The sequence below is a fragment of the Cryobacterium sp. M91 genome (assembly GCF_002929615.1).
Taxonomy (GTDB): domain Bacteria; phylum Actinomycetota; class Actinomycetes; order Actinomycetales; family Microbacteriaceae; genus Cryobacterium; species Cryobacterium levicorallinum.
Genome location: NZ_PJJT01000083.1, coordinates 115,061 through 138,191, shown reverse-complemented (window position 1 = coordinate 138,191; position 23,131 = coordinate 115,061). Strand labels below are relative to the sequence as shown.

The 23,131-nt window shown below is 65.2% G+C and carries 17 protein-coding genes and 1 pseudogene; 15 read left to right on the top strand and 3 right to left on the bottom strand.

The window, feature by feature from the left end:
* Positions 1–81 precede the first annotated feature (81 nt).
* From CXY80_RS09370 to pip, 9 genes are all read left to right on the top strand, one after another.
* Positions 82–708: a hypothetical protein gene (locus tag CXY80_RS09370; protein ID WP_104132346.1), complete on the top strand. Its 627-nt coding sequence runs from the start codon at positions 82–84 to the stop codon at positions 706–708.
* 99 nt (positions 709–807) lie between these two features.
* The gene (locus tag CXY80_RS09365; protein ID WP_158251628.1) at positions 808–1,443 is read left to right on the top strand and encodes a copper resistance CopC family protein; all 636 of its coding nucleotides are present in this window, start codon (positions 808–810) and stop codon (positions 1,441–1,443) included.
* Positions 1,444–1,533: 90 nt separating this feature from the next.
* Positions 1,534–3,630: a DNA helicase RecQ gene (recQ, locus tag CXY80_RS09360; RefSeq protein ID WP_369828667.1), complete on the top strand. Its 2,097-nt coding sequence runs from the start codon at positions 1,534–1,536 to the stop codon at positions 3,628–3,630.
* Positions 3,631–3,804: 174 nt separating this feature from the next.
* On the top strand, positions 3,805–5,913 hold the full coding sequence (locus tag CXY80_RS09355) for an acyl-CoA dehydrogenase (protein ID WP_092451819.1): 2,109 nt from the start codon (positions 3,805–3,807) through the stop codon (positions 5,911–5,913).
* 148 nt (positions 5,914–6,061) lie between these two features.
* On the top strand, positions 6,062–7,000 hold the full coding sequence (locus CXY80_RS09350; protein ID WP_092451727.1) for an ABC transporter ATP-binding protein: 939 nt from the start codon (positions 6,062–6,064) through the stop codon (positions 6,998–7,000).
* Positions 6,997–7,851: an ABC transporter permease subunit gene (locus CXY80_RS09345; RefSeq protein ID WP_104132344.1), complete on the top strand. Its 855-nt coding sequence runs from the start codon at positions 6,997–6,999 to the stop codon at positions 7,849–7,851. The genes CXY80_RS09350 and CXY80_RS09345 overlap by 4 nt, the downstream gene beginning before the upstream one ends.
* A gap of 26 nt (positions 7,852–7,877) precedes the next feature.
* The gene (locus CXY80_RS09340; protein ID WP_104132343.1) at positions 7,878–9,140 is read left to right on the top strand and encodes a sensor histidine kinase; all 1,263 of its coding nucleotides are present in this window, start codon (positions 7,878–7,880) and stop codon (positions 9,138–9,140) included.
* A complete protein-coding gene (locus CXY80_RS09335) occupies positions 9,137–9,817 on the top strand; it encodes a response regulator transcription factor (RefSeq protein WP_092451732.1) in 681 nt (226 codons plus the stop codon). The genes CXY80_RS09340 and CXY80_RS09335 overlap by 4 nt, the downstream gene beginning before the upstream one ends.
* Before the next feature lie 37 nt (positions 9,818–9,854).
* Positions 9,855–10,811, top strand: a complete 957-nt coding sequence (gene pip / locus CXY80_RS09330) for a prolyl aminopeptidase (protein WP_092451734.1) — start codon at positions 9,855–9,857, stop codon at positions 10,809–10,811.
* Between the two features lie 13 nt (positions 10,812–10,824).
* Here pip and CXY80_RS09325 read toward each other — a convergent pair whose 3' ends face one another.
* On the bottom strand, positions 10,825–12,102 hold the full coding sequence (locus tag CXY80_RS09325) for an oligosaccharide flippase family protein (protein WP_158251627.1): 1,278 nt from the start codon (positions 12,100–12,102) through the stop codon (positions 10,825–10,827).
* A 337-nt stretch (positions 12,103–12,439) separates the two neighbouring features.
* Between CXY80_RS09325 and CXY80_RS09320 the strand changes: the two genes are divergently transcribed.
* From CXY80_RS09320 to CXY80_RS20150, 3 genes and pseudogenes are all read left to right on the top strand, one after another.
* Positions 12,440–13,804, top strand: coding sequence for a hypothetical protein (locus tag CXY80_RS09320; RefSeq protein WP_146070715.1), 1,365 nt, complete (start codon positions 12,440–12,442; stop codon positions 13,802–13,804).
* A pseudogene (locus CXY80_RS20740) lies at positions 13,797–14,102 on the top strand (acyltransferase family protein); the annotation flags it as partial. The gene CXY80_RS09320 and the pseudogene CXY80_RS20740, both read left to right, overlap by 8 nt.
* Positions 14,103–14,229: 127 nt before the next feature.
* Entirely contained in the window at positions 14,230–14,859 is a 630-nt protein-coding gene (locus CXY80_RS20150; RefSeq protein ID WP_146070714.1) for a hypothetical protein, read from the top strand.
* Between the two features lie 99 nt (positions 14,860–14,958).
* Here CXY80_RS20150 and CXY80_RS09305 read toward each other — a convergent pair whose 3' ends face one another.
* The gene (locus CXY80_RS09305) at positions 14,959–15,417 is read right to left on the bottom strand and encodes an adenylyltransferase/cytidyltransferase family protein (RefSeq protein ID WP_092451823.1); all 459 of its coding nucleotides are present in this window, start codon (positions 15,415–15,417) and stop codon (positions 14,959–14,961) included.
* A 435-nt stretch (positions 15,418–15,852) separates the two neighbouring features.
* Between CXY80_RS09305 and CXY80_RS09300 the strand changes: the two genes are divergently transcribed.
* The gene (locus tag CXY80_RS09300) at positions 15,853–17,682 is read left to right on the top strand and encodes a hypothetical protein (protein WP_104132338.1); all 1,830 of its coding nucleotides are present in this window, start codon (positions 15,853–15,855) and stop codon (positions 17,680–17,682) included.
* A 4-nt stretch (positions 17,683–17,686) separates the two neighbouring features.
* Here the strand turns inward: CXY80_RS09300 and CXY80_RS09295 are convergent, their stop codons facing one another.
* A complete protein-coding gene (locus CXY80_RS09295) occupies positions 17,687–18,826 on the bottom strand; it encodes a glycosyltransferase family 4 protein (RefSeq protein ID WP_104132337.1) in 1,140 nt (379 codons plus the stop codon).
* A gap of 173 nt (positions 18,827–18,999) precedes the next feature.
* Here CXY80_RS09295 and CXY80_RS09290 point away from each other — a divergent pair, with 173 nt between their 5' ends.
* Both CXY80_RS09290 and CXY80_RS09285 read left to right on the top strand, forming a co-directional pair.
* Positions 19,000–19,713, top strand: coding sequence for a hypothetical protein (locus CXY80_RS09290; protein ID WP_104132336.1), 714 nt, complete (start codon positions 19,000–19,002; stop codon positions 19,711–19,713).
* 121 nt (positions 19,714–19,834) lie between these two features.
* Positions 19,835–23,131 carry a LamG-like jellyroll fold domain-containing protein gene (locus tag CXY80_RS09285; RefSeq protein ID WP_233195213.1) on the top strand — a complete coding sequence of 1,099 codons (3,297 nt, stop codon included), beginning with the start codon at positions 19,835–19,837 and terminating at the stop codon, positions 23,129–23,131.

Sequence of the window (23,131 nt, the reverse complement as noted above, 5' to 3'; positions counted from 1 at the left end):
TGATCGTGGTCCAGGGACTCGAGTGCATCGCCTCTCTCCAAGGACGGTCGGCTACTGTGGAGGAGACCGGAGAGGGACCAAATGCACACACGCTGGGCCCGCTTCGCGCGCGGCTGGATTGTCGCAGCGTTCTCGACCTTTGTCGCGGCCCTGTCGCACACCCTGGGTGGCGGCTCGGCGCCGAGCCTCCTGGCCGTCGTCGTGTCGCTCGCCTTCGCCGGAATGGTCTGCATCGCGCTCGCCGGCCGTACCCTGTCCTTCTGGCGCGGTGCCGTGTCGGTGTTGGTCAGCCAGGTTATCTTTCACGGGCTGTTTTCGCTTGGGGCAACCGGAGGCATGCTCGGAGCTGACGCCATCGCCGCGTCGGCCATCCACCAGCACGCTGCCCTGCCCGGTCTGATCGACCCGATGGGCCTGGGCGCGACCGCCCCCGTCTCACACGATGGTGCGGCCATGTGGCTCGCCCATGGCGGGGCCGCGATCGTCACGATTCTGGCGCTGCGTTTCGCCGAACGCGCGTTCTGGAGTCTCGTCGAAAACGTTCGCCTCGGCATCCGCACGCTGTTCGTGCCCGCCCAACTGGCCGTGCCGATGGCGGCCCCGCAGCGCATTGGGAACGTCGCGCCGGTGCTCACCCCGCGCGACCTGGTTCTGGTGCTGTCGGCGATGCGCCATCGTGGCCCGCCGGTTTTCGCTCTCGCAGCTTAAACCGCAACCAGACCATTTAGCCCACCGCACCGAATGAGTAGCAGAGGCATTGCCCTGCACTGTTCGAGTAGCGCGGGCACCCCACGTTTAAGGACAATCATGAAGGTCACGACCCCTAAATCTGCTGCCACGACCGCTCGCACTCTGTTCGCGGCCGCCATTATCGCCCTGGCTCTCGGCTGGGGCACGGCCCCGGCGTCGGCCCACAACGACGAGATTGGTTCCTCACCGGAGGGCGGCTCGGTCGTGACCGAGCAGCCCGGTGAATTCTCGGTCACCACGAGCGATCGGCTCCTCGATCTCGGCGGAACCGGCGAGGGCAGCGCCATGGTCGTGACCGGCCCGGCCGACGCACCGCTCTTCTATGGCGACGGGTGCGGCACTGTCTCCGGTGCCACAGTCGAAACGACAGCGCAGCTCGGCGCTGCCGGGCAGTACACGGTGATCTGGCAGACGGTTTCCATCGACGGCCACCCTATCTCCGACGAGTACACCTTCGACTGGCAGCCGGCCGCCGACCAGGTGCTCGCCGACGGGGCCGCCACTGCTCCAACCTGCGGCACGAAAGCGGATGCCGTCACGACGGATGCCGAGACCTCGCCCCCCGCAGACCTCGGCTCGACTGATGCTGCTGGCGACAGCACCCCTGCCTGGATCGGGGGGATTCTCGGCGCTGTGGTCCTGGCCGGAGCAGCAGCCCTGCTTCTCCTCCGCCGCCGCAAGCGCAGCCGCTAGCTTTCGCCCGCCCTCCCCGCACTTCAACGTCTCGCGGGGGGTGTTGGCGCGCGGGGCAACGTGTCAGGGGCCCCGGGTACAGTTAGGCAGGTGAGTTGGAACGCTGAGCTGCCCGGGAACCCCGACGACGTCGAAGCACCCCGCGACGTTGCTGTACCGAGTGAATTCGACGGCCCGAGTGATTTCGACGCCCCCGACGACTACGACGCACCGCCGCCCGAGGCGGACCGGCAGTTCGGCGACCGGCAGTTCGGCGACCAGCAGTTCCAGCGGCAGCCGGCCTACTCGGGTGCAGCATCCGCGTTGAATCAAGCCAACGGCCCCGCAGCCCGCGCCGCTGTACCTGTGCGCGCCGCGACCCGCAAATTCAAGACCGCAGCCGAAGCCCTGCACACCGTGTTTGGCTACGACACGTTCCGCGGCGATCAGGCCGAAATTATCGCGCAGGTCGTCGACGGCAAGGACGCCGTCGTGCTCATGCCAACCGGCGGCGGCAAGAGCCTGTGCTACCAAATTCCCGCGCTCGTGCGGGCTGGCACCGGCATCGTCGTCTCGCCGCTGATCGCCCTGATGCAGGACCAGGTCGATGCCCTCACCGCTGTCGGTGTGCGCGCCGAATTCCTCAACTCCAGCCAGGATCCCGCCACCCGCAGCCAGGTCGAACGCGACTACCTCAACGGCGACCTCGACCTGCTCTACGTCGCCCCCGAGCGCCTCTCCAACGAGGCCACCAAGCGTCTGCTCGACCGCGGAACCATCGCCCTGTTCGCCATCGACGAAGCCCACTGTGTGTCGCAGTGGGGCCACGATTTTCGGCCGGACTACCTGGCGCTCAGCGAACTCGCCGACCGCTGGCCCGACGTTCCGCGCATCGCCCTCACCGCCACCGCGACGGATGCCACCCATCAGGAGATCACCACCCGCCTGCAGATGGGCGATGCGAAACACTTCGTGGCAAGCTTCGACCGGCCCAATATTCAGTACCGCATCGTCGGCAAGTCCGAGGTGCGCAAGCAACTGCTGTCCTTCCTGAAGACCGAGCACCCCGGTGACGCCGGAATCGTCTACGCGCTCAGCCGCAAAACCGTCGACCAGACGGCAGAGTTTTTGCGTCAGAACGGTGTGAACGCCCTGCCGTATCACGCCGGGCTCGATGCCGGCCTGCGCGCCCGCACTCAGTCCCGATTCCTCCGCGAGGAGGGCGTCGTCATCGTCGCCACGATCGCGTTTGGCATGGGAATCGATAAGCCGGACGTGCGCTTCGTCGCCCATATAGACCTGCCCAAAGCGGTCGAGGGCTACTACCAGGAGACCGGTCGCGCCGGACGCGACGGCGCACCGGCCACGGCCTGGCTCGCCTACGGCCTGCAAGACGTGGTGCAGCAGCGCCGCATGATCGACGAGTCGCCCGGCGATCTCAGCCATCGGCGCAAACTGTCCGCCCATCTCGACGCCATGCTTGCCCTGTGCGAAACCGTGCACTGCCGCAGGGTCAATCTGCTGCGCTACTTCGGCCAGACCAGTGAGCCCTGTGGCAACTGCGACACGTGCCTCGAGCCACCGGAGGCCTGGGACGGCACTATCCCCGCCCAGAAACTGCTCTCCACCATCGTGCGCCTGCACCGCGAACGCAACCAGAAGTTCGGCGCCGGCCACCTCATCGACATCCTCCGTGGCAAGGAAACCCCTCGCGCGACCCAGTATCGGCACACCGAACTGAGTACCTGGGGCCTGGGCGCCGACCTCAGCGACCAGGCCTGGCGCGGCGTCGTGCGCCAGATGCTCGCCCAGGGTCTGCTCGCCACGTCCGGCGAGTACGGCACCCTCATTCTGACGGATGCGGCCGCCGACGTTCTCGGCGGTCGTCGCGACGTGCAGTTGCGGCGCGAACCCGACCGCCCCGCGCGCTCAAGCGCGGCCCGCCGCCCGAGCGCCGCCAAGGTCGCTGCCGCCGACCTCAGCCGCATGCAGGAGACACTGTTCGAAGCGCTGCGGGTTTGGCGCTCGGCGGAGTCGAAGGAGCAGGGCGTGCCCGCCTACATCGTGTTCGGCGACGCCACCCTGATCGCCGTCGCCGCGGCCGGCCCCACCACCCTTGCCGGGCTCGACGGCATCACCGGCATCGGTGCCAAGAAGCTCGAAGCCTACGGCGAGGCCCTGCTCGAGGTCGTCGCCGCCTCCGCCTGACCACCTTGCTTGTGGGGGATCACAGTCCACGCAGCTTGCAGTTGTACTGATCCTACAAAACGGATGCCGTAGACGGCATATATCGTTGTGGCCCCCGCACCGCGCATTTCGCGACCGCACCATGTGGTTCTATCGTGGCGATCACCACTTTCGTGCGATCAGTTAGGACCAATGATGGTAGACACGGCCCAGCGCTCCAACCTCCGATCGGCGACGATCGACCCCAGCCTCGAGGTCGGCGTCGATACCGGCCCCATCAAATCCATCGGCGACGAGGCCGCCCCCGTGGTCAACGTCGAACAACTCGGACGACAACTGCTCGGCACTTGGGCCGACGTGCGGCTGAAGGCACGCGAGGTGACCGCCCGCCCCGACATGCAGCGCATTGAAGGCCTCTCGATGGCCGACCACCGCCTGCGCGTGCTCGAACAGCTCAAGGTGCTCGCCGCCAACGGCCACGTGCTGCGCGCCTTCCCCAAGCACCTTGGCGGGCAGGACGACCACGGTGGAAACATCGCCGGCTTCGAAGAACTCGTCATCGCCGACCCTAGCCTGCAGATCAAGGGCGGAGTGCAGTGGGGGCTGTTCGGCGCTGCCGTGCTGCACCTCGGCACCAAGCCGCACCACGACAAGTACCTCCCCGGCATCATGGACCTGAGCGTTCCCGGTGCGTTCGCCATGACGGAGATCGGGCACGGCTCCGACGTCGCGAGCATCGGCACCACCGCAACCTTCGACGCGGCCACCGGCGAGTTCGTCATCAACACCCCTTTTCGCGCCGCCTGGAAGGACTATCTCGGCAACGCCGCGAAGGACGGCATCGCGGCCGTGCTGTTCGCCCAGCTCATCACCCAGGGCGTCAATCACGGCGTGCACGCCTTCTATCTGCCCATTCGCGACGAGCACGGTGACTTTCTGCCCGGCGTCGGCGGCGAAGACGACGGCCTCAAGGGCGGACTCAACGGCATCGACAACGGTCGACTGCACTTCGACAACGTGCGTATCCCGCGCGAAAATCTGCTCAACCGCTACGGCGACGTTGCAGAAGACGGCGCCTACTCCAGCCCGATTGGAAGCCCCGGCCGCCGCTTCTTCACCATGCTGGGAACGCTGGTGCAGGGTCGCGTGTCGCTCGACGGGGCCGCCACCGCGGCATCCGCTTTGGCGCTGACCATCGCGATCACCTATGGGAGCCAGCGTCGTCAGTTCACCGCGGGCAGCGACACCGATGAAGAGGTCATCCTCGACTACCAGCGGCACCAGCGCCGGTTGTTTCCGCGCCTCGCCACGACCTACGCGCAGACCTTCGCGCACGACGAGTTCCTGGTGAAGTTCGACGAGGTGTTCAGCGGCAAGGCCGACACCGACGACGACCGGCAGGACCTTGAAACCCTCGCCGCGGCGCTCAAGCCACTTTCCACCTGGCACGCGCTCGACACCCTGCAGGAAGCTCGCGAGGCTTGCGGCGGCGCCGGCTTCCTGGCCGAGAATCGCCTGGTCGGGCTGCGCGCCGACCTGGACATCTTCGCAACCTTCGAGGGAGACAACAACGTGCTGCTGCAGCTCGTCGCCAAGCGTCTACTCACCGATTACAGCCGCAAATTCGCCACAGCGGATGCCGGCGCCCTCGCCCGCTACGTCGTGCAGCATGCCGCCGGTCGCGCCTACCACGGCACGGGCCTCCGCACCCTCGCGCAGGCCGTAGCCGACCGGGGTTCGACGGCTCGTTCCGTCGGCGCCCTCCGGGACGCCGACGTGCAGCGCGAGCTGCTCACCGATCGGGTCGAGAGCATGATCGCCGAGGTGGCCGGAAAGCTGCGCGGCGCCACCAAGCTGCCCAAGAAGCAGGCGGCCGACCTGTTCAACGCGCACCAGAACGAGCTCATCGAAGCTGCCCGTGCCCACGGCGAACTGCTGCAGTGGGAATCGTTCACCCGGGCACTCGAGCACACCGACGACGCTGGCACCAAGCAGGTACTCACCTGGCTGCGCGACCTGTTCGGCCTCGGCCTGGTCGAGAAGAACCTGGCCTGGTACCTCATCCACGGCCGGCTCTCCGCCCAGCGCGCCCAGGCCGTCACCGCCTACATCGATCGGCTGATCGCCCGCATTCGCCCGCACGCCCAGGACCTCGTCGACGCGTTCGGCTACTCGCAGGACCACCTCCGAGCCACGATCGCGAGCGGTGCCGAACGTGAGCGCCAGAATGAAGCCCGCGACTACTACGCCGCCCAGCGTGCCTCCGGAACCGCGCCAACCCCTGAAAAGCCGGTCAAGAAATAGCCGGGCCCCGTCGTACCCAGGTACGACGGGGATGGTGCACAACCATCCCCATGGTTGATGCGCCACAGAGGTCACAAACCATACCGTTTGGTATGGGGGCTTCAGCGTACGAAAACAGGGCCTCACCCATCAACGGAATGAGGCAGGCATGATCCAGGCACAGTCCCTGACCAAGCGCTACGGAAGCAAGACCGCGGTCGACGCGGTCGACTTCACGGTGCAGCCGGGCAAGGTCACCGGCTTTCTCGGGCCGAACGGCGCCGGCAAGTCCACCACCATGCGCATGATCGTCGGTCTGGACAAGCCCAGCGCCGGCTCCGTCATCGTTAACGGCAAGCCGTACCACGAACACAAGGCGCCGCTGCGCGAAGTGGGCGTGCTGCTCGACGCTAAGGCTGTGCACACCGGACGCAGCGCCTACAACCACCTGCGCGCCATGGCCGCCACTCACAATATCCCCACCAGCCGAGTACACGAGGTGATTAACCTCACCGGCCTCGAATCCGTCGCCCGCAAACGCGTCGGCGGCTTCTCCCTCGGCATGGGCCAGCGCCTCGGCATCGCCGCCGCGCTGCTCGGCGACCCGGCCACCCTCATTCTCGACGAGCCGGTCAACGGTCTCGACCCCGAGGGCGTGCAGTGGGTGCGCAAGCTCACCAAGCAGCTCGCCGCCGAGGGCCGCACCGTGCTCCTCTCTTCCCACCTCATGAGTGAGATGGCCCTCACCGCCGACCACATCATCGTGCTCGGTCGAGGCCGGGTGATAGCGGATGCCTCGGTCGCCGACATTATCGCCTCGGCCGCGCAGAACACGGTTCGCGTGCGCACTCCGCACACCGCAGCTCTGGCCACTCTGCTCGCCCAGCCGGATGTGACCATCACCAACATCGAGCAGGACGTGCTCGAGATCAGCGGACTGACTGTCAACGAGATCGGCGACCGCGCCGCCGATGCTCAAATCTCTCTGCACGAACTCTCCGCGGTGAGCGCCTCGCTCGAGGACGCCTACATGAAACTCACCCAGAACGAGGTGGAGTATCGCACCGGTGATGCGTCCTCTCACACCGAAGCGGAGGTTGCCCGATGAGCACCCTGACCAACCCCGTCCTGCCGTCCGCAGCCCGCACCTCCTTCGTGCCGACCGGATCCGGGCTCAACATCACCGGCCTGCTCCGCTCCGAATCGATCAAGCTGTGGAGCCTGCGCTCCACCTACTGGACGCTCTCGCTCGTTGTCGTGGTCTCGCTCGGCATCGCCGTGCTGATGTCGTTCGCCATGTCGGCGTCAACGGCCGGATTCGATCCGACCACCGGTGCCCCCATGGCCGTGGAGAGTGCGCAAATGTTCGTGCTCGTCTCCACGACCGGTCTCGGACTTGGCCAGCTGATTGTCGCCGTCCTCGGCGTACTCTCGATCAGCGGCGAATACTCCAGCGGCATGATCAAGTCGACGCTGACCGCGGTGCCCAATCGTCTGCCCGCACTCTGGGCCAAGGTCGTCGTGCTGTTCGGGTTCACCTTCCTGGTCGGCCTGATCAGCGTGGTCGGATCGTTCCTCGTGGCCATGCCCATCCTGGGCGCCAAGGACCTGAGTGCGAGCCTGTTCGACACCAAGGTGTTTTTGCCGCTGCTCGGTAACGCGCTGTTCCTCGCGATCATCGCCGTGTTCGCCCTCGGCATCGGCACGATTCTGCGCAGCAGCGCCGGCGGCATTGCCACGGTGCTCGGAATCACCCTGCTCCTGCCGACGGTGTTGGCCGTGCTGTCGATGTTCGTTGAGTGGATCGCCGACATCGTGCCCTACCTCTTCACCGTGGCCGGTGCGACGATGATCACCCCGAACGCCATGGAATCCTGGCAGGGCTTCCTGATCGTGCTCGCCTGGGTGGTCGTGAGCCTCGGCGTTGCCGCGCTGCTGCTCAAGCGCCGGGACGCCTGAGGCGCCACGACCCGTAGAGTCGATAGATGAGCACCACCACCTCTCCCCCCGGGCGCACTCTGGCGCCGGGGGGAGACCTGCGCCTGCCCACCCCGCCCGGAATCGTGCGGCGGTTCTGGACCAGGCATCCCCATCTGGCCGACGGCCTCGTCGCGGCGATTTACGTCGTTCCGATGGTGCTCACCCTGGTGCTCAACCTGCTCGACGATGACCCGGCTCCGCTCCCGGACGCGTTGCTCAATGCCGGCCTCATGCTGCTGCTGGCCGTCGCACTGTTCTTTCGCCGACGGATGCCGCGGCTCGTCCTGGCCCTGACCTGGATCGGCCTGCTCACCTTCGCCGACTACGGCGAAGTGCACCTCATCGCCCAGCTCCTGGCGCTCTACGCGGTCGCGGTGTATTCGGACGTGCGCAGCGCGTGGACCGGTTTCAGCGCATCCGTTCTGCTGGCCGGACTGGCCGCCTGGCTCACCGATAATCCCGACGAGGTTCCCTGGATTCCGGTCGCGGTCCAGGTGGCGATCATGCTGCTCGCCGCGACCCTGGTCGGCGTAAATATGGGCAACAGCAAGCGCTACGTCTCGTCGCTGCTGGATTTGGCCGCGCAGCTGACCCGCGAACGCGACCAGCAGGCGCAGCTCTCCCGCATCTCCGAGCGCGCCCGAATCGCCGGCGAAATGCACGATGTGGTCGCCCACAGCCTCTCGGTCATGGTGGCGCTCGCCGACGGTGCCCACGCCATCGCCCCCAAAGACGTGGAGCGATCCCGCGCGGCGATGCTCGACGTCGCGGCCACTGGGCGCCGGTCCATGTCCGAGATGCGCCGGCTACTTGGGGTGCTTGAGGTGGACACCGACCCGGCCCCGCGCGCTCCGCAGCCGGGCATCGACGAGCTGGCCGACCTCGTGGAATCGTTTCGGTCGACCGGGCTTCCCGTTGTTCTGGAACGCAGCGGGCGTGAGCCGAGCAATGTGAGCGTGCAGCTGACGATTTTTCGGCTCATCCAGGAGTCGCTGACCAACGTGTTGCGCTATGCGAACACTCCGACCCGGGTGGTCGTGCGCCTGCAATCGTCGCCCGGTGCCGCCCAGGTCACGATCAGCGACAATGGGCGGCATGCGGCATGCGGCATGCGGCATGCGGCAGTGGCAAGCGTTCGCGGTTTCGGGCGCGGCTTGATCGGAATGCAGGAACGCGTGGCGATCTATGGCGGAACCTTTGAGGCAGCGCCGGGACTCCGCGACGGCTGGCGCGTACACGCGACCCTGAACTTTGAGGACGAACAATGACTCCCCGTTCCGCACCGATCAGTATCCTGCTGGTCGATGACCAGGCCCTGTTGCGCGTGGGTTTTCGCATGGTGCTGGAGGCCGAAGACGACTTCACCGTCGTCGGCGAAGCGAGCGACGGCGCGCAGGCGATCGCCCTCGCAGCCAGGCTGAATCCCGATGTGGTCCTGATGGACGTGCGCATGCCCGGCGTCGACGGCATCGAGGCGACCCGGCAGATCATGGCCGCCCAGCCGGAGACCCGCATCATCATCCTCACCACCTTCGACCTCGACGAGTACGCCTTCGGTGGTTTGCGCGCCGGTGCTAGCGGGTTCCTGCTGAAAAACGCCGAACCCGGGGAGCTGATCGCCGCGATCCGCACGGTGGTCTCGGGTGAGGCATCCGTTTCACCGCGGGTGACCCGGCGCCTGCTCGACCTGTTCGGCACCAAATTGCCGCAGCCCGAGACGGGAGGGGCCTCCAATGCCATGGCGCTCGCGGCGCTCACCGACCGTGAAACCGAGGTTTTTCTGGCCATCGCCGAGGGGCTCTCCAACACCGAATTGGCCGAACGCTTCTTTCTCTCCGAATCGACGGTGAAAACCCACGTCGGGCGAATCCTGCACAAGCTCGGGCTGCGCGATCGGGTGCAGGCGGTCATTCTGGCCTACGAGGTGGGACTCGTCGGCAGCTGATCCGGGGCCGCGCACACGAGGGGCATAGGCTCGAAGCATGCGAACCTTCTACCCCGAGCTTGAACCCTACGAAACCGGCATGCTCGATGTCGGTGACAACCAGACCATCTACTGGGAAGCCTCGGGCAACCCCGACGGCAAGCCCGCGGTGTATCTGCACGGCGGCCCGGGTGGCGCGTCCGGCCCGGACCAGCGTCGGGTATTCGATCCGGCGAAGTACCGCATCATTCTGTTCGACCAGCGTGGCTGCGGTCTCAGCACGCCGCACGCGAGCGAGCCCGACGTTGACCTGAGCGTGAACACCACGTGGACTCTCGTCGCCGACTTGGAAAAACTGCGCGAGCACCTCGGCATCGACCGCTGGCTGGTCTGCGGCGGATCCTGGGGCAGCACCTTCGCGCTCGCCTACGCCGAGACCCACCCCGCCCAGGTCACCGAACTCGTCGTGCGCGGCATCTTCACCCTTCGCCCGGTCGAACTCGACTGGTTCTACGAGGGGGGCGCCGCGGCAATCTACCCCGATCTGTGGGAATCGTTTCTCGCGCCGGTCCCCGAAAACGAACGCGGCCACCTGATCGCGGCCTACGGTCGGCTGCTGCACGACCCGGACCAGTTCGTGCGCGAACGCGCCGGCGTGGCCTGGGCCACCTGGGAATCCTCCACGATCACCCTGCTGCAGGAGCCAGACAAGATCGCGCACTTCTCCGACCCAGCCTTCGCTGTGGCCTTTGCCCGCATCGAGAACCACTTCTTCGCCAATAGGGGCTGGTTCACGCCGAACCAGCTGATCGACAACGCCTCCCGGCTCGCCGAGATCCCCGGTGTCATCGTGCAGGGCCGCTACGACATGTGCACGCCGGCCTTCACCGCCTGGGACCTGTACAAGAACTGGCCGGAGGCGGAATTCAAGCTGATCCCCGACGCCGGCCATGCCTTCGACCAACCCGGAATCCTGGACGCCATTATCGAGGCCACCGACCGCTTCGCCAGCTAACGTACGTACCCGGTCAGCGCGTCTTGCGCCGCAGTATCCGCTTACCGTAGCGGCCGATGGTGGCGATGTCTGAACGACGCAGACCGTAGAACTGCAGCATTCCGATTCCAAACACCCGCGACAGGAACAGCAGGTTGAGGTTGCTCGTGATGATGTTGCCCGCGAGCGTCGTGAGCGCCGCTCCCATCGCCCCCAGCAGCGGCGCGAGGATGATTAGCATCACAATGTTGATGACGCACGAAATGGTCAGTGCGATGCTGCGCAGCCCGGGGCGGCCGCGCGCGCTAAGCCCGGCGCCAGCAATGGAACCCGGCGTGAGCAGCACAACGGCTACGAGGAGTACTGCGGCAATCGGAATCGATTCACGAAAGCCTTCCCCGAACAGAAACGGCAGCCACCACAGCATGGACACGCCGAGCACCAGCGCTGCCAGTGCCGAGAGCGCCGTCGAGATGCGGGCAGACGAACTGAGACGTTCATCCTTAGACTTGGCCGCTTCGTTGACGAACGAGACATCACGCACCGCGTGGTGAATGATCAACGGCAACTCGCTGATGCTCACCGCCACGACGTAGAGTCCGAGCTGGTAGGTACCGGCGAGCGGCGTCAGCAGTACCTGATCGAGACGCGTCAGGAGCACGCCCGACAGCGAACCGACCCACATTCGGCTGCCGTAGCTGAGGAGCCCGCGCATGCGTGCTTCGGGCGGAACCTCGTGCGCGCGCGGGTCGAGGCTGCGCATGCGCCCGATGTAGACAAAGGCGCCGACCACGGGCATGGCAGCGACCGTGATGGTGGCTACGAGCGGGGTGAGCGTTCCTGTCAGCCAGAACGGGATGAGGACCGCGAGGCGCAGAACCGACGAGATAATGCGTTCCGTGGATACGAGCCGCCAGCTGCTCGTGGCCGAGGCAACGCCGCGGAGTATCCCCACGAGAAGGTTCGGCACAATGGCCAGACTGGCGAACACGATCAGTAGCTGAACGCTCGGGTCGCCACCACTCAACAAAGGTGGTGAAAAGACGATGGCGGCGGTCGCGAATAGTCCGGCGATGCCCAGAATAAGCATGCCCCGACCCGCTGCGTTTCGCGCCAACGCTGGCTTTTTCGCGATAATCCACGTGACGGCTTCGGGAATGCCAAACGTGGCGATCGTGACGACCAGTGCCAATGGTGCCGTCGCCGCTGCCACCGCACCACGCCCGTCAACCCCCAGGGCCTGCGCCAGGATGGGGCCGGAGAACAGTGCGACGAGCGGGGGAAACGCGTTGCCCAGCAATGCGACCGTCATATTACGCGAAACTGTGCCGGTCCGATTGGACAGTAGATCGGGCTTGCGTTTCGTTGGAGCTGCGGGTGAGGCGTCCTCGGGCAAGGCGGTAGCTCCCATTGGCTCAGGGCGTGGATCAAGCTGAAAACGCCACTGTACACGCAGCCTGTCAGCAGGGTGCGCCCCCGATCGGGGGGAATCGCAATGGATATTCACCCGACTCGGCCTTGATCCCGTGCCCTCAGGGTCCTACTGTTATGCCGATGCGGTCGCGCGGCAGGAACAATACCCGAATTGTTTCGGGCGCGGCCCGGTGCGGGGCCGAACGACCTACATGCGCAAGTCGACACAACAGACCGTGACAAAACAGCGCGCGAGCGCACGCCAGACGCGCGAGCAGCCCGAGCCGATAGCCGTGAATTCCGGCCGTGATCGGGTGCCCTCGACCGAGGCGGTGGTGCCGCGTTCGACCAAAATCCTTGCTGTCATCGTGCTCGTCCTGATCGGTCTGCGACTCGACCTTCCGCTCGGCATCACCGTCGGCTACCTGGCGGCCGCAGCGCTGATTCCGCTCTGGCTGCCTACGCTGGGCCGCTATCGGGGCGCGCTCACCCTCGTGCTGATCGGCTTCGTCGCCGTCGGCTCCGGCATCTGGCTGTCCGTACTCGCCAAACCCACCCACGTCATCGCGATGAGCGAACTGGCCGGCAACTCCATCGGGCTGGTTGGCCTGTTGTGCTCCTTCGGCTTTGTGCTTTGGACTCGCAGCGTACTGCCCGACTCGTGGGTGGCCCTGTGGTTTGGGCTCGGCCTGCTCGGGAGCGTAACCACCGACAACGCCCGGTTCTTCGACAATCCCTGGCGCTTCGGATTCTCCTTTGCCCTGACAGTGGTGATCCTCGCCATCGCGCACATTCTTGATCGTCGCTGGTTCGACCTGCTCGCCGTGCTCGGGCTGACAGCCTTGTCAATGGTCACCGATGCGCGCTCGTCCTTCGCGATCCTGCTACTGACCCTCATTCTCCTGGCTTGGCAGATGCGCCCGACCAGCCGGTTTCGTTACCTGCGCATCAGATCGGGCGCCGGGGTTGTCGTCGCCCTCGGTGTGCTCGCCGTCGTCGTGTACAATCTGGGGCAGGCGGCCATCGTCGCGGGGCTGTTCGGCGAGGCGACGCGGGCCCGCACCATCGACCAGCTCAACACTGCCGGGTCGCTCATTCTGGGCGGGCGACCGGAACTGGCCGCGACGGCGTCCCTGATGGCACACCAGCCATACGGGTTCGGGGCCGGCACGCTGCTGAATCCGACCGATCTGCTCGCGGCGAAGACGGGAATGGCATCGATCAGCTACGACCCCGACAATGGGTACGTCGAAAACTACATGTTCGGTGGCAATATCGAACTGCACTCGGTGCTCGGCGACCTCTGGGCACGGTTCGGCATTCCCGGTGTCCTGCTGGCCGTCGTCATTCTTTTTCTGGTTTTGCGCGGGGTCGGAGCCGCGGTTGCCGCGAACCGGGCCAGTGGAATTCTGCTGTTTCTGGTCGTGAACACCGTGTGGGTCTTCTTCTTCGGCCCGCTGTACACCGCGACGCGACTGCTCATCTTGGTGCTCGCGCTGACTTTGATTCCCAAGGGTCCCGATCTGCCGAGCCCCGTCCGTCGCCGGGTGGCAGCACTGTTCCCCTTTGGCAAGTCTCTCAAGACCGGGCCCCGTGACTGACGCCGCCTCGTTCGTTATTCGCGGCACGCTACGCGAAGCCTGGATCGACGTGGCAAAGGGCATCGCGATCACCCTCGTTGTGCTCTATCACTCGGTCATGTACCTCGACCGGGTCGGTCTGGCCGGCGACCTGGCGCCGCTCAACCCACTGCTCGACACCTTCCGTATGCCCCTGTTCTTCTTCATGTCCGGACTCCTCGCGGCCCAGGCCATTCGGTTGCCCTTCTGGCAGCTCTTTCGTAAGCGGATGTCCCTGCTGCTGTATCTCTACACGGCCTGGGTCGCCGCCCAGACCCTTTTTCCTGCTGGCCCTGCCGCCGATCGGCCCCGACGAGCCCTTTGCCAGGTGGTCCGACCTGGTTACCCTCTTCATCCGGCCGAATATAAATCTCTGGTTCATCTACGCCCTGCCCATCAGTCTCACCGTGGCCTGGCTGACTCGGCGCTGGCATCCGCTCATTTCCGTGTCCGTAACGGGAGCGCTCGCCGTGCTGTTCGGCTCGCAGGTTCTGCACACGGGTACGCCGTGGGAAAAGATGGGCCGTTACCTCGTCTTCTTCCTGGCGGCGATCTGGCTGGGCCCGCGCGTGCGACGCCTGATTCCGCGGGTGCGGTGGTGGCACATGGCCGTGCTCAGCGGCTTGTATGCCGGCGTTGTGCTCCTCATGGTGAAACTGCCATTGACGCGGGTACCGTTCGTGCTCCTCGCCGTGAGCGTGCTGGCAGTGCTGGTGGGCATCAGCGTGGCCGTCGTTCTGTCGCGCGCACCGATGTTTGATTTCATGCGGGTGCTGGGTAGTCGCACGTTGCCCATCTATCTGGTGCAAACCTTTCACAGGGCGGCGCTCGCGGCGATCGTCATGGCCGGCGGCGTGATGTTACCGACGGATGCCGCAACGGCGGTTCCGCTGCTGCTGTGCGGCGCGGCAATCGTGCTGGCTCTGGCCGTCTACCGCCGATTTGAGGCCGTGCTGGGAGTGTTTACCGTGCCCATTGACTCTTGGGCAGCGCAGCCGCGCAAGGCCGCGCGGGAACAAACCGAAGCATCCGCTTGATTGTGCCCGATGTTTGCGGCAGTTACGGCAACAGCACGAAAAGAACGGGTTTCTCGGCCGAGAAACCCGTTCTTTGGTGCGTTGGCTGCTCGCCTACGGTTAGGGGGTGCTCGTGCGTGGTTGCCGAAGACCGGCCGCATCGGGGCGCGTGAGAGCGTCGAGCGCCCGACGCAAGATCGTGCTGGAGGTATTGACCGTGTAGGGGAAGTACACGACCTCAACGCCGACAGCAGCGAACTCGTTCTCGAGGTGTACCCCGCGGGGGGTGCCTCGCCAGTCGTCTCCCTTGAAGAACACGTCAAAGCGGAGGTCGCGCCACGTGTCGAGCTTGTCCTCGACGACTTCGGCGACGGCCTCGTCCACGAAGGAGATGTGTCGAACAATCTCCAGACGTTCCACTAGCGGCACGACGGGGGTGATGCCCTTGGTGAGTTGGAGCATCTCGTCGGACACAACGCCGGCGATCAGGAAGTCACACTGGCTCTTGGCGTGCTTGAGAATATTGAGATGTCCAACGTGGAAAAGGTCAAACCCGCCAGCCGCGTAGCCGATGTGCAGCCCGTTCTGCCGGGCAGCAAGGAGCCCGGGGGACCCGTCGCCGGCGGGCTTCAGCGGGTTCGCGCGGTGAGGTTTCGTTTCTGGAGGAATCGCTGTGTTCGGGTGCGGGGTGGTCGGGTGCTTGGGGGTCACAGAAGGCTCAGATTTCTCTCAGGCTGCAGCGCGAGCTTCAACAGGATTCGGACAAGAGAGGCAGTGAGGAATCCTAACCTTTATCCTGCAGCCTGACTAGGGGTGAGAAATGAACGGATGCCGGTCCGCCGGCGCACGCCCCGACGGACCAACGACGGTCGGGCCTGCAGTTTTTCGCGGCAGAAGCCCGAAATTCGTGAAGTCAAGTATAGTTCCGGCACCACGGGGCCGCCCGAAGGCCGCCGTCCGAGTTGAAATTGAGGTTTTCTTATGGCGCGGAGCGTTCGGTCTCCGATAGTGGCAATGATCGCGACAGCAGCTTTGGCGGTGACGATTCTTTTTGGTACCGGCAGCGCGCAAGCGGACACGGCACCGCCAAATTCTTCCACCCCCAAAACTGTCGCGGCCGATGCGTTGCCGACCGCCCAAATCAACGGGGTGGTGTGGACCCAGACGATCGTCGGAAACACCGTTTACGTCGGTGGCCAGTTCACTCGCGCACGCCCCGCTGGAGCTTCGGCCGGAACGAGCGAGGTGACGCGCAACAATCTCATGGCGTACAACCTGTCGACTGGTGTCATGACGTCATTCAACCCCAACCTCAATGGCGCGGTGCGGGCGATTACCGCCTCGCCAGACGGATCTCGCATCTACGTGGGTGGAGCCTTCACGACCGTCGGGTCCGTGACGCGAACTCGGTTGGCGTCCTTCAGTACGGCCACCGGGGGGCTCGATTCCAGCTGGAAACCCACGGCGAACAACACCGTCAGAGCGCTTGGCGCGTTTGGGAGCACCGTCTTCGCGGGGGGGAGCTTCACCTCGGCCAACTCTCAGGGACGACAGCGGATCGCGTCGTTCACCGGTTCCACCGGGTCGCTCGGTACCTGGAAGGGCACGGTGCCCGACGGGGCCGTGAACGCCCTTACAGTTTCGCCGAACGGCGACCGGGTCGTCATCGGCGGTTCGTTCACTTCGTACAACGGCGCGACGACTCCCGGCTATGGAATGGCGGCGACGAATTCCAGCTCGGGCGCCGGAATGACCTGGAACATCGGCAAGCTCATCAAGAATGCTGGCCCGAACGGTTCTATTCTGTCGCTCACCTCGGATTCCGGCGGCGTCTATGGCACTGGCTACGACTATGGCCCCGGCGCCATGTTCGAGGGAACGTTCCGGGCCAGCTGGAGCAGCGGCAACACCGTCTGGATCGAGGACTGCCATGGTGACACCTACTCGGCCGTTCCGGTCGGCGACGTCGTGTACACGACCGCGCACGCCCATTTTTGTGGAAACATCGGTGGGTTCTCGGAAACCAGTCCGCGAACCTTTCATCGGACTCTGGCCTTTACGAAAAATGCAACGGGCATTATCACCCGAAACAGCACGGGTGGGAGCTACTTCAACTTTGAGGGGCGCCCCCGCCCGTCACTGCTGACCTTCTACCCCGACATCAATGCCGGCAACTTTACCGGTCAAAGTCAGGGGCCGTGGAACGTTGCCGCCAACTCCCAATATGTGCTCTACGGCGGCGAATTCACCCTCGTCAACAACAAGAGGCAGCAGGGACTTGTGCGCTTCGCGGTGTCGTCCATCGCGCCAGACAAAGAAGGGCCGCGCGTGACCGGTGCCAGTTTCACGCCAACGCTCACCACACCAACCGCCGGAACGGTCAAGGTCACCTGGACGTCGAACTACGACCGCGACAACGAATTGCTTACCTATCGTGTCTTGCGAAACGGCGCTGTCGTGCGCACACAAACGGGGCTATCCGTCGACTGGAGCCGCCCCACGATTAGCTGGACCGACACCGGTCGCACGCCCGGAACGACGTACTCGTACCAAATTCGGGTGAGTGACCCGTTCGGAAATACCGTCACAGGTGATGCCGTCAGTGTCAGAGCTGCCAGCGCCGCTACCCTCACGCAGACACCGGACCCGACTGCGTCCACTGAACCGAAAGTCGCTCACGACGTGAATCTGTTGCCGGCACCCGAGGTCGCTCCCGACGCACAGCTCGTGCCGGAGCCACATGCGGTGCCTGAGCCTGAAGCGGTTCCCGACCTGAACGTGGTGCCTGAGCCCGCGGTGGTTCCCGACCTCAACGTGTTGCCTGCGCCGAAGGGGCAGGAGTAGCCGGTCAGGATGAGCGTTTTCGGACCGTGCGGCGGGCTGGGCGGGCAACGGCCTGGTTGAGAACCTGGGTCAGCGATATCAGACGGCGTTCCTTCGTGAAGAGCGGGTTGACCGTCGACGGTTCGGGCAAAGCTTTTCGTGCTCGGACGGACCGCTCCAGAGTGAGGAGCGCCGACGAAATGTCAGCCAGGGGTGCACCGGTGCGTGCCACGCCGATGCCGCCGACAATGGGCAACACCTCGCCGGGCCCACCGTCGGCGAATCCCGCAGCCCGAACCCCCGCCCGCCATGCTTCAACGGGAACGAGGCCAAACGACTCGGGCATGGACGGAAAACAGGCAACAGCATCGATCTGGCTCGCGATGGATTCCAAGGATTTTGCCTCGCCGCGGTACTCGATCCGGGGGTCGCCCTCGATCAGGTGCAACACCGCGTCGAGAGCGGACTCCTGACCGGGAAATGGCGCACCGAACAGAAGCAGTCGCCAGGACGAACCGGTTGTCGGAGGGTCGGGGCTTACCGCCGGCCACAGGGATTGGAGCGCCTGAGCCACCTCGAGATGTCCCCGGCGGCCATTGACGCGGCCGACGACGGCGAGGGTGAACGGGTCGTGGAGCGTCGGTGCTCTGACGAGCGTGACCGGGTCGAACACGGGCGACGTCACGGTCAGCCGCGTGCGGGCGACCCCATTTTGCTCCAGCCACGCTGCCGTGGCTTCGCTGCAGGCGCAGATCGGAAAGCGGCCGGGGGCCAGGAGTACCCGAACCAGGAGATTTCCCAAGCGGCTGGGGAGCAGCTCGTGCACCGACAGGTAAAAGCTCTTGCGTTTCAGGCGCAGGAGTGGAATGTACGCGGCGAGGGCGAGCGTCCACAAGACCACGACGTCGGCGTGGGTAATTTCTGGTCGAAGACGAATCGGATGCAGGAGGTCTGAGATCTTGCTGAGCCTCAGGACCGACAGCCCCGGGTCAACGATGACGGTCGCAGAGAGTCCGGACTGAGCCAGATCTTCTGCCAGTGGTCCACCATTTGGCACGATGACGGCCACCGTGTGGCCGAGGCTGAGGAGGCAGGAGATTTCCTGAATGAGCACGCGAGAGGCCCCGTAGGCGTCATTGTTCCCGTGCAGGATTGCGATGCGCATGTGTGGGCCTCATCAGTGGTCGGCAGCTTTCACACACTGTACAGGGTGGGCGGGGACCCCCAAAAGTGGGCTCAGGTGCCCCCTTGGAAAGAAACCCCACGCGTGTATTAATGGCTCAACGACGTCTTCACCCTATTCATTTTTTGAGCGGGTCCTCAGCTTGGAGTTCTAGCATGGCCGTGCACCACCCCTCCGATACCGGTCCCGAAACCGCGGGCCAGCGGCGTCGGCTGTGGTGGATCGCCGGGGCCGGACTGCTGGCCCTGCTCGTGGTCATCATGCTGGTGGCTAACGGTTTGGCATCCCAACGTGCCGATTCGGCCGATGTCACCGCGACGCGGTCCGTGACGACCCCATCCCCCGCTCCCTCTCGGTCGCCCGGCCCTTCGCCCAGCCCCGTGCCGGCCGAAACGACGCCGCCCGCCCCGAGCGTCCCCGACCCGAACGCCGGAGTCGGCGTTCCATCGAGCGAGGTCGCTCCGCCACAGGTTCAGGAACCGGTCCCACTGACGGACCCCGCCGTGGCCGTGCCCGGGGTCGTGTTCAGTATCAGCGAGCTCGAGGCGGTCGAGGGTGTGGCGCGGGGACCGGGCGAGATTGCCGGGCCGTCGCTCCGGTTCGCCGTCTCTGTTCGCAACGACACGGCTGCGACCGTGTCGTTGACGTCAACCGTCGTCAACTTCTTCTTTGGGGCTGCCCAGTCGCCGGCCACCGAACTTGCCGCGCCAGGCGGAGTCCCATTTCCTGACGCGGTCGCCGCGGGCCAGGCCGCGCAGGGCGTGTTCGTTTTCACTGTCCCCGCTGATGCGCGAGACGAAGTGCAGATCGCTGTCGACTACTCGGCTGGCGTGCCGATCGTGCTCTTTGAGGGCGCGGCACCGCACTGACCAGGCCGTGCAAATGGCTGCCCCCCATAGAGGGGATTCCGTACTGAGAAAATCTCACTAGACTCCGTTGAATGCGACGGCCACCCGACGACCCCGCTCTTCATCCGAGTAAGGAAATATCGTGGGATCTCTCTACGCGTCTCGACTGAACCTCGCAGGTCTGATTTCGGTTCGTAAGCGGCCAGCACGCGCCGGTGTTTTCGGATTGCTGACCGCTGTCGCGGTTGTCGCCGCCGTTCTCACGGTTCCACTTCAGGCCGTAGCCGACACCGCTCCTACCGATCCGGCGACGCCGGTGACGATGGCCGCGGATTCCCTGCCCACCGCGCAGATCAACGGTGTGGTGTGGACCCAGCTGATCGTTGGCACCACAGTCTATGTGGGGGGTGAATTCACCAGAGCCCGCCCGGCCGGCTCCGGCGTTGGGGTGAATGAGATGGTGCGCACCAATCTGCTCGCCTACAACCTGACGACCGGTGTGCTGATCCCGACGTTCAGCCCAAACCCCAACGGTGCAGTTCGAGCACTCGTCGCCTCCGCAGACGGCAGCAGAATCTATGCCGGCGGCTCGTTCACCTCCGTGAGCGGAGCCAATCGGTACCGTCTGGCGGCCTTTGACACCGGCACGGGCGCGCTCGTCGCCTCGTTTGCCCCAGTCCTGAACGCTCAGGTCAAAGCGCTCGGATTTTCGGGTGGCACGTTGTTCGCTGGCGGGGTCTTCAGCACTGCCGGTGGTCAGCCGCGCCCTCAGATTGCGTCCTTTGACGCCTCCAACGGTGCGTTGAAGGCCTGGTCAGGAACCCCGAGCGGCGGCGCCGTCAACGCCCTCACCGTCTCGCCCGATGGTGCCAAGGTCATTATCGGCGGCGCCTTCACCTCGTACAACGGCGCCAGCACCCCCGGCTACGGGATGGCGGCCCTCGACGCCGTCACCGGCGCCTCCCTGCCCTGGGCGGTCAACTCGCTACTCCGTAACGGCGGGATCAACGGCGGGATCACGAGCCTGACCTCCTCGCCCGATGGTGTCTTCGGCACTGGATACGACTATGGCGCTGGCGCCAACTTCGAGGGCACTTTCCGCGCCAGCTGGTCGGACGGTTCGATCATCTGGATGGAAGACTGCCACGGTGACACCTACTCCGCGGCCCCGACGCTGAATGTCGTCTACACCACCGGTCACGCGCACTACTGCGGCAATATTGGCGGACCGGTCGAGACGGCGCCGCGCTCCTACCACCGCACCCTGTCGTTCACGATGGCCACCACCGGACTCATTACGCCAAACGCCGTGGGCAGCTACGACAACTTCGTCGGCAAACCTCGACCGAGCCTGTTGAGCTTTTACCCGGACATCAACACCGGCGTCTACACCGGGCAAGGGCAGGGTCCCTGGAACGTCGTGACCAATGGTCAATACCTCTTGTACGCCGGCGAGTTCACCAATGTCAACAACAAGGGGCAGCAGGGTCTGGCGCGATTCGCCAGCTCCACGACCGCGACCAATAAAGAAGGGCCCCGCTTGGCCAACGCGGCCTTCGTCGCGTCGGCTTTCGTTCCAGACCTGCAATCGCTCTCGACCGGCACGGTGCGCATTGGGTGGAAGTCGGCCTACGACCGTGACAATGAGCGACTCAAGTACGAAGTTCTGCGTGATGGAGTATCGGTCGGCACCGTATTGGGCCTATCCGTCGACTGGTCCCGACCCAGCATGGGCTGGACGGACAGTGGGCTGTCCCCCGGGCAGGCATATTCCTATCAGATCAGGGTGAGCGACCCGTTTGGCAACGTGAAGACCGGAAGTCCGGCATCCGTTACCGTCGCAAGTGCCGGGATCTACAGCGCGTATGCATCCGCGGTTCGGGCGGACTCGCCGACGTCCTACTGGCCGCTCGGCGAAGCCGGCGGAACGACGGCCTTCGACTGGGCCGCCGCCGCCAATGCGCAAACCAACTCTGGCGTGACCAGAGGCGTCGCGGGCGCCCTCAGCGGTGACGATGGCTCTGCTTCGCGGTTCAGCGGCACTACTGCTGGGTTCGCCGCGTCCAGCGCGTTTGAAACGCCGCGCGGCGACTTCAGCGTTGAGTCCTGGGTCAAGACCACGACCAAGCGTGGCGGTAAAATAATCGGCCTCGGCAATAGCGCCACCGCCAACTCCGCCGCCTACGACCGCCACGTTTATATGGACAATACCGGCCGAATCTGGTTCGGAGTCAAGCCGGGTGCTCTGCGCACGGTCAATACGACGGGGTCCTACAATGACGGACAGTGGCACCACATCGTCGCCACTGTCGGCGCAAACGGTATGTCGCTGTACATCGACGGAGCACTCGCCGCCCAACGCACCGACACGACGTCCGCCGCCCCGATTCAAGGCTACTGGCGCATTGGCGGCGACAATCTGAGCGGCTGGACCAGTCGGCCCCTGAGCGACTACATCGCCGCTGACATTGATGAAGTCGCCGTGTATCCGGCCGCACTCGGGGCGGCATCCATCGCGAACCACTACGCCGTGGGCAGCTCCGGCCCTCAGGCCAACGTGCAGCCGACCGCGGCCTTTAGCTACCAGACGTCGCCGCTTGCCGTTTCGGTGGACGCATCCGCTTCGACGGATGCTGATGGCACCGTTGCAGGATACGCCTGGTCGTGGGGCGACGGGACGAATTCGACTGGCAAAACAGCCACGCACAGCTACACCGTCGACGGCAGTTATCCGGTCTCCCTCACGGTTGCCGATGACTCTGGCGCAACGGCCGTGACGACGCAGAACGTGCTCGTGCCGGCTGTTGATCCCAATCTTCCCGTGGCAATCGACGCGTTTTCCCGCGTCTTGAGCAGCGGGCTCGGCACAGCCGATAGCGGAGGCGCGTGGACCACGACCGGATCGTCGGGGAACTACTCGGTCAGTGAAGGTGTCGGGCGGTTTAAAGCCGCGGCCGGAACCACGGTCAACGGATATCTGTCGGGTGTGTCCGTGGCTGACAGTGACGTGAGTGTGACGATTGCACTTCAGCAGGCGGCCACCGGCTCGGGAGCGTACTCGTCGGTTATCGGCCGACGAGTTGGCACCGATGATTACCGGGCCAGGGTCAAGTTCCTGCCAACGGGTGTTGTGCAGCTGCAGCTCATGCACGGTGCGACGACCTTAACAGTGCAAAACATCGCCGGGCTGACCTACACGACAGGAACCCAGCTTCGGGTCCGGCTGCAGGTTTTCGGCACCGGGCCGACGACCATCCGGGCTAAAGTCTGGAGCGTCGGCGGCACCGAGCCGTCGGCCTGGCAGCTCAGTACGACGGATGCCACGCCCGCCATGCAGGCGTCGGGCTCGGTCGGACTGGCCCTCTACCTCGGGTCAACGGCTACCATGACTCCGGTCACCACGGCCTTCGACGATTTCGTCGCCCTGCGCTTCAATTGA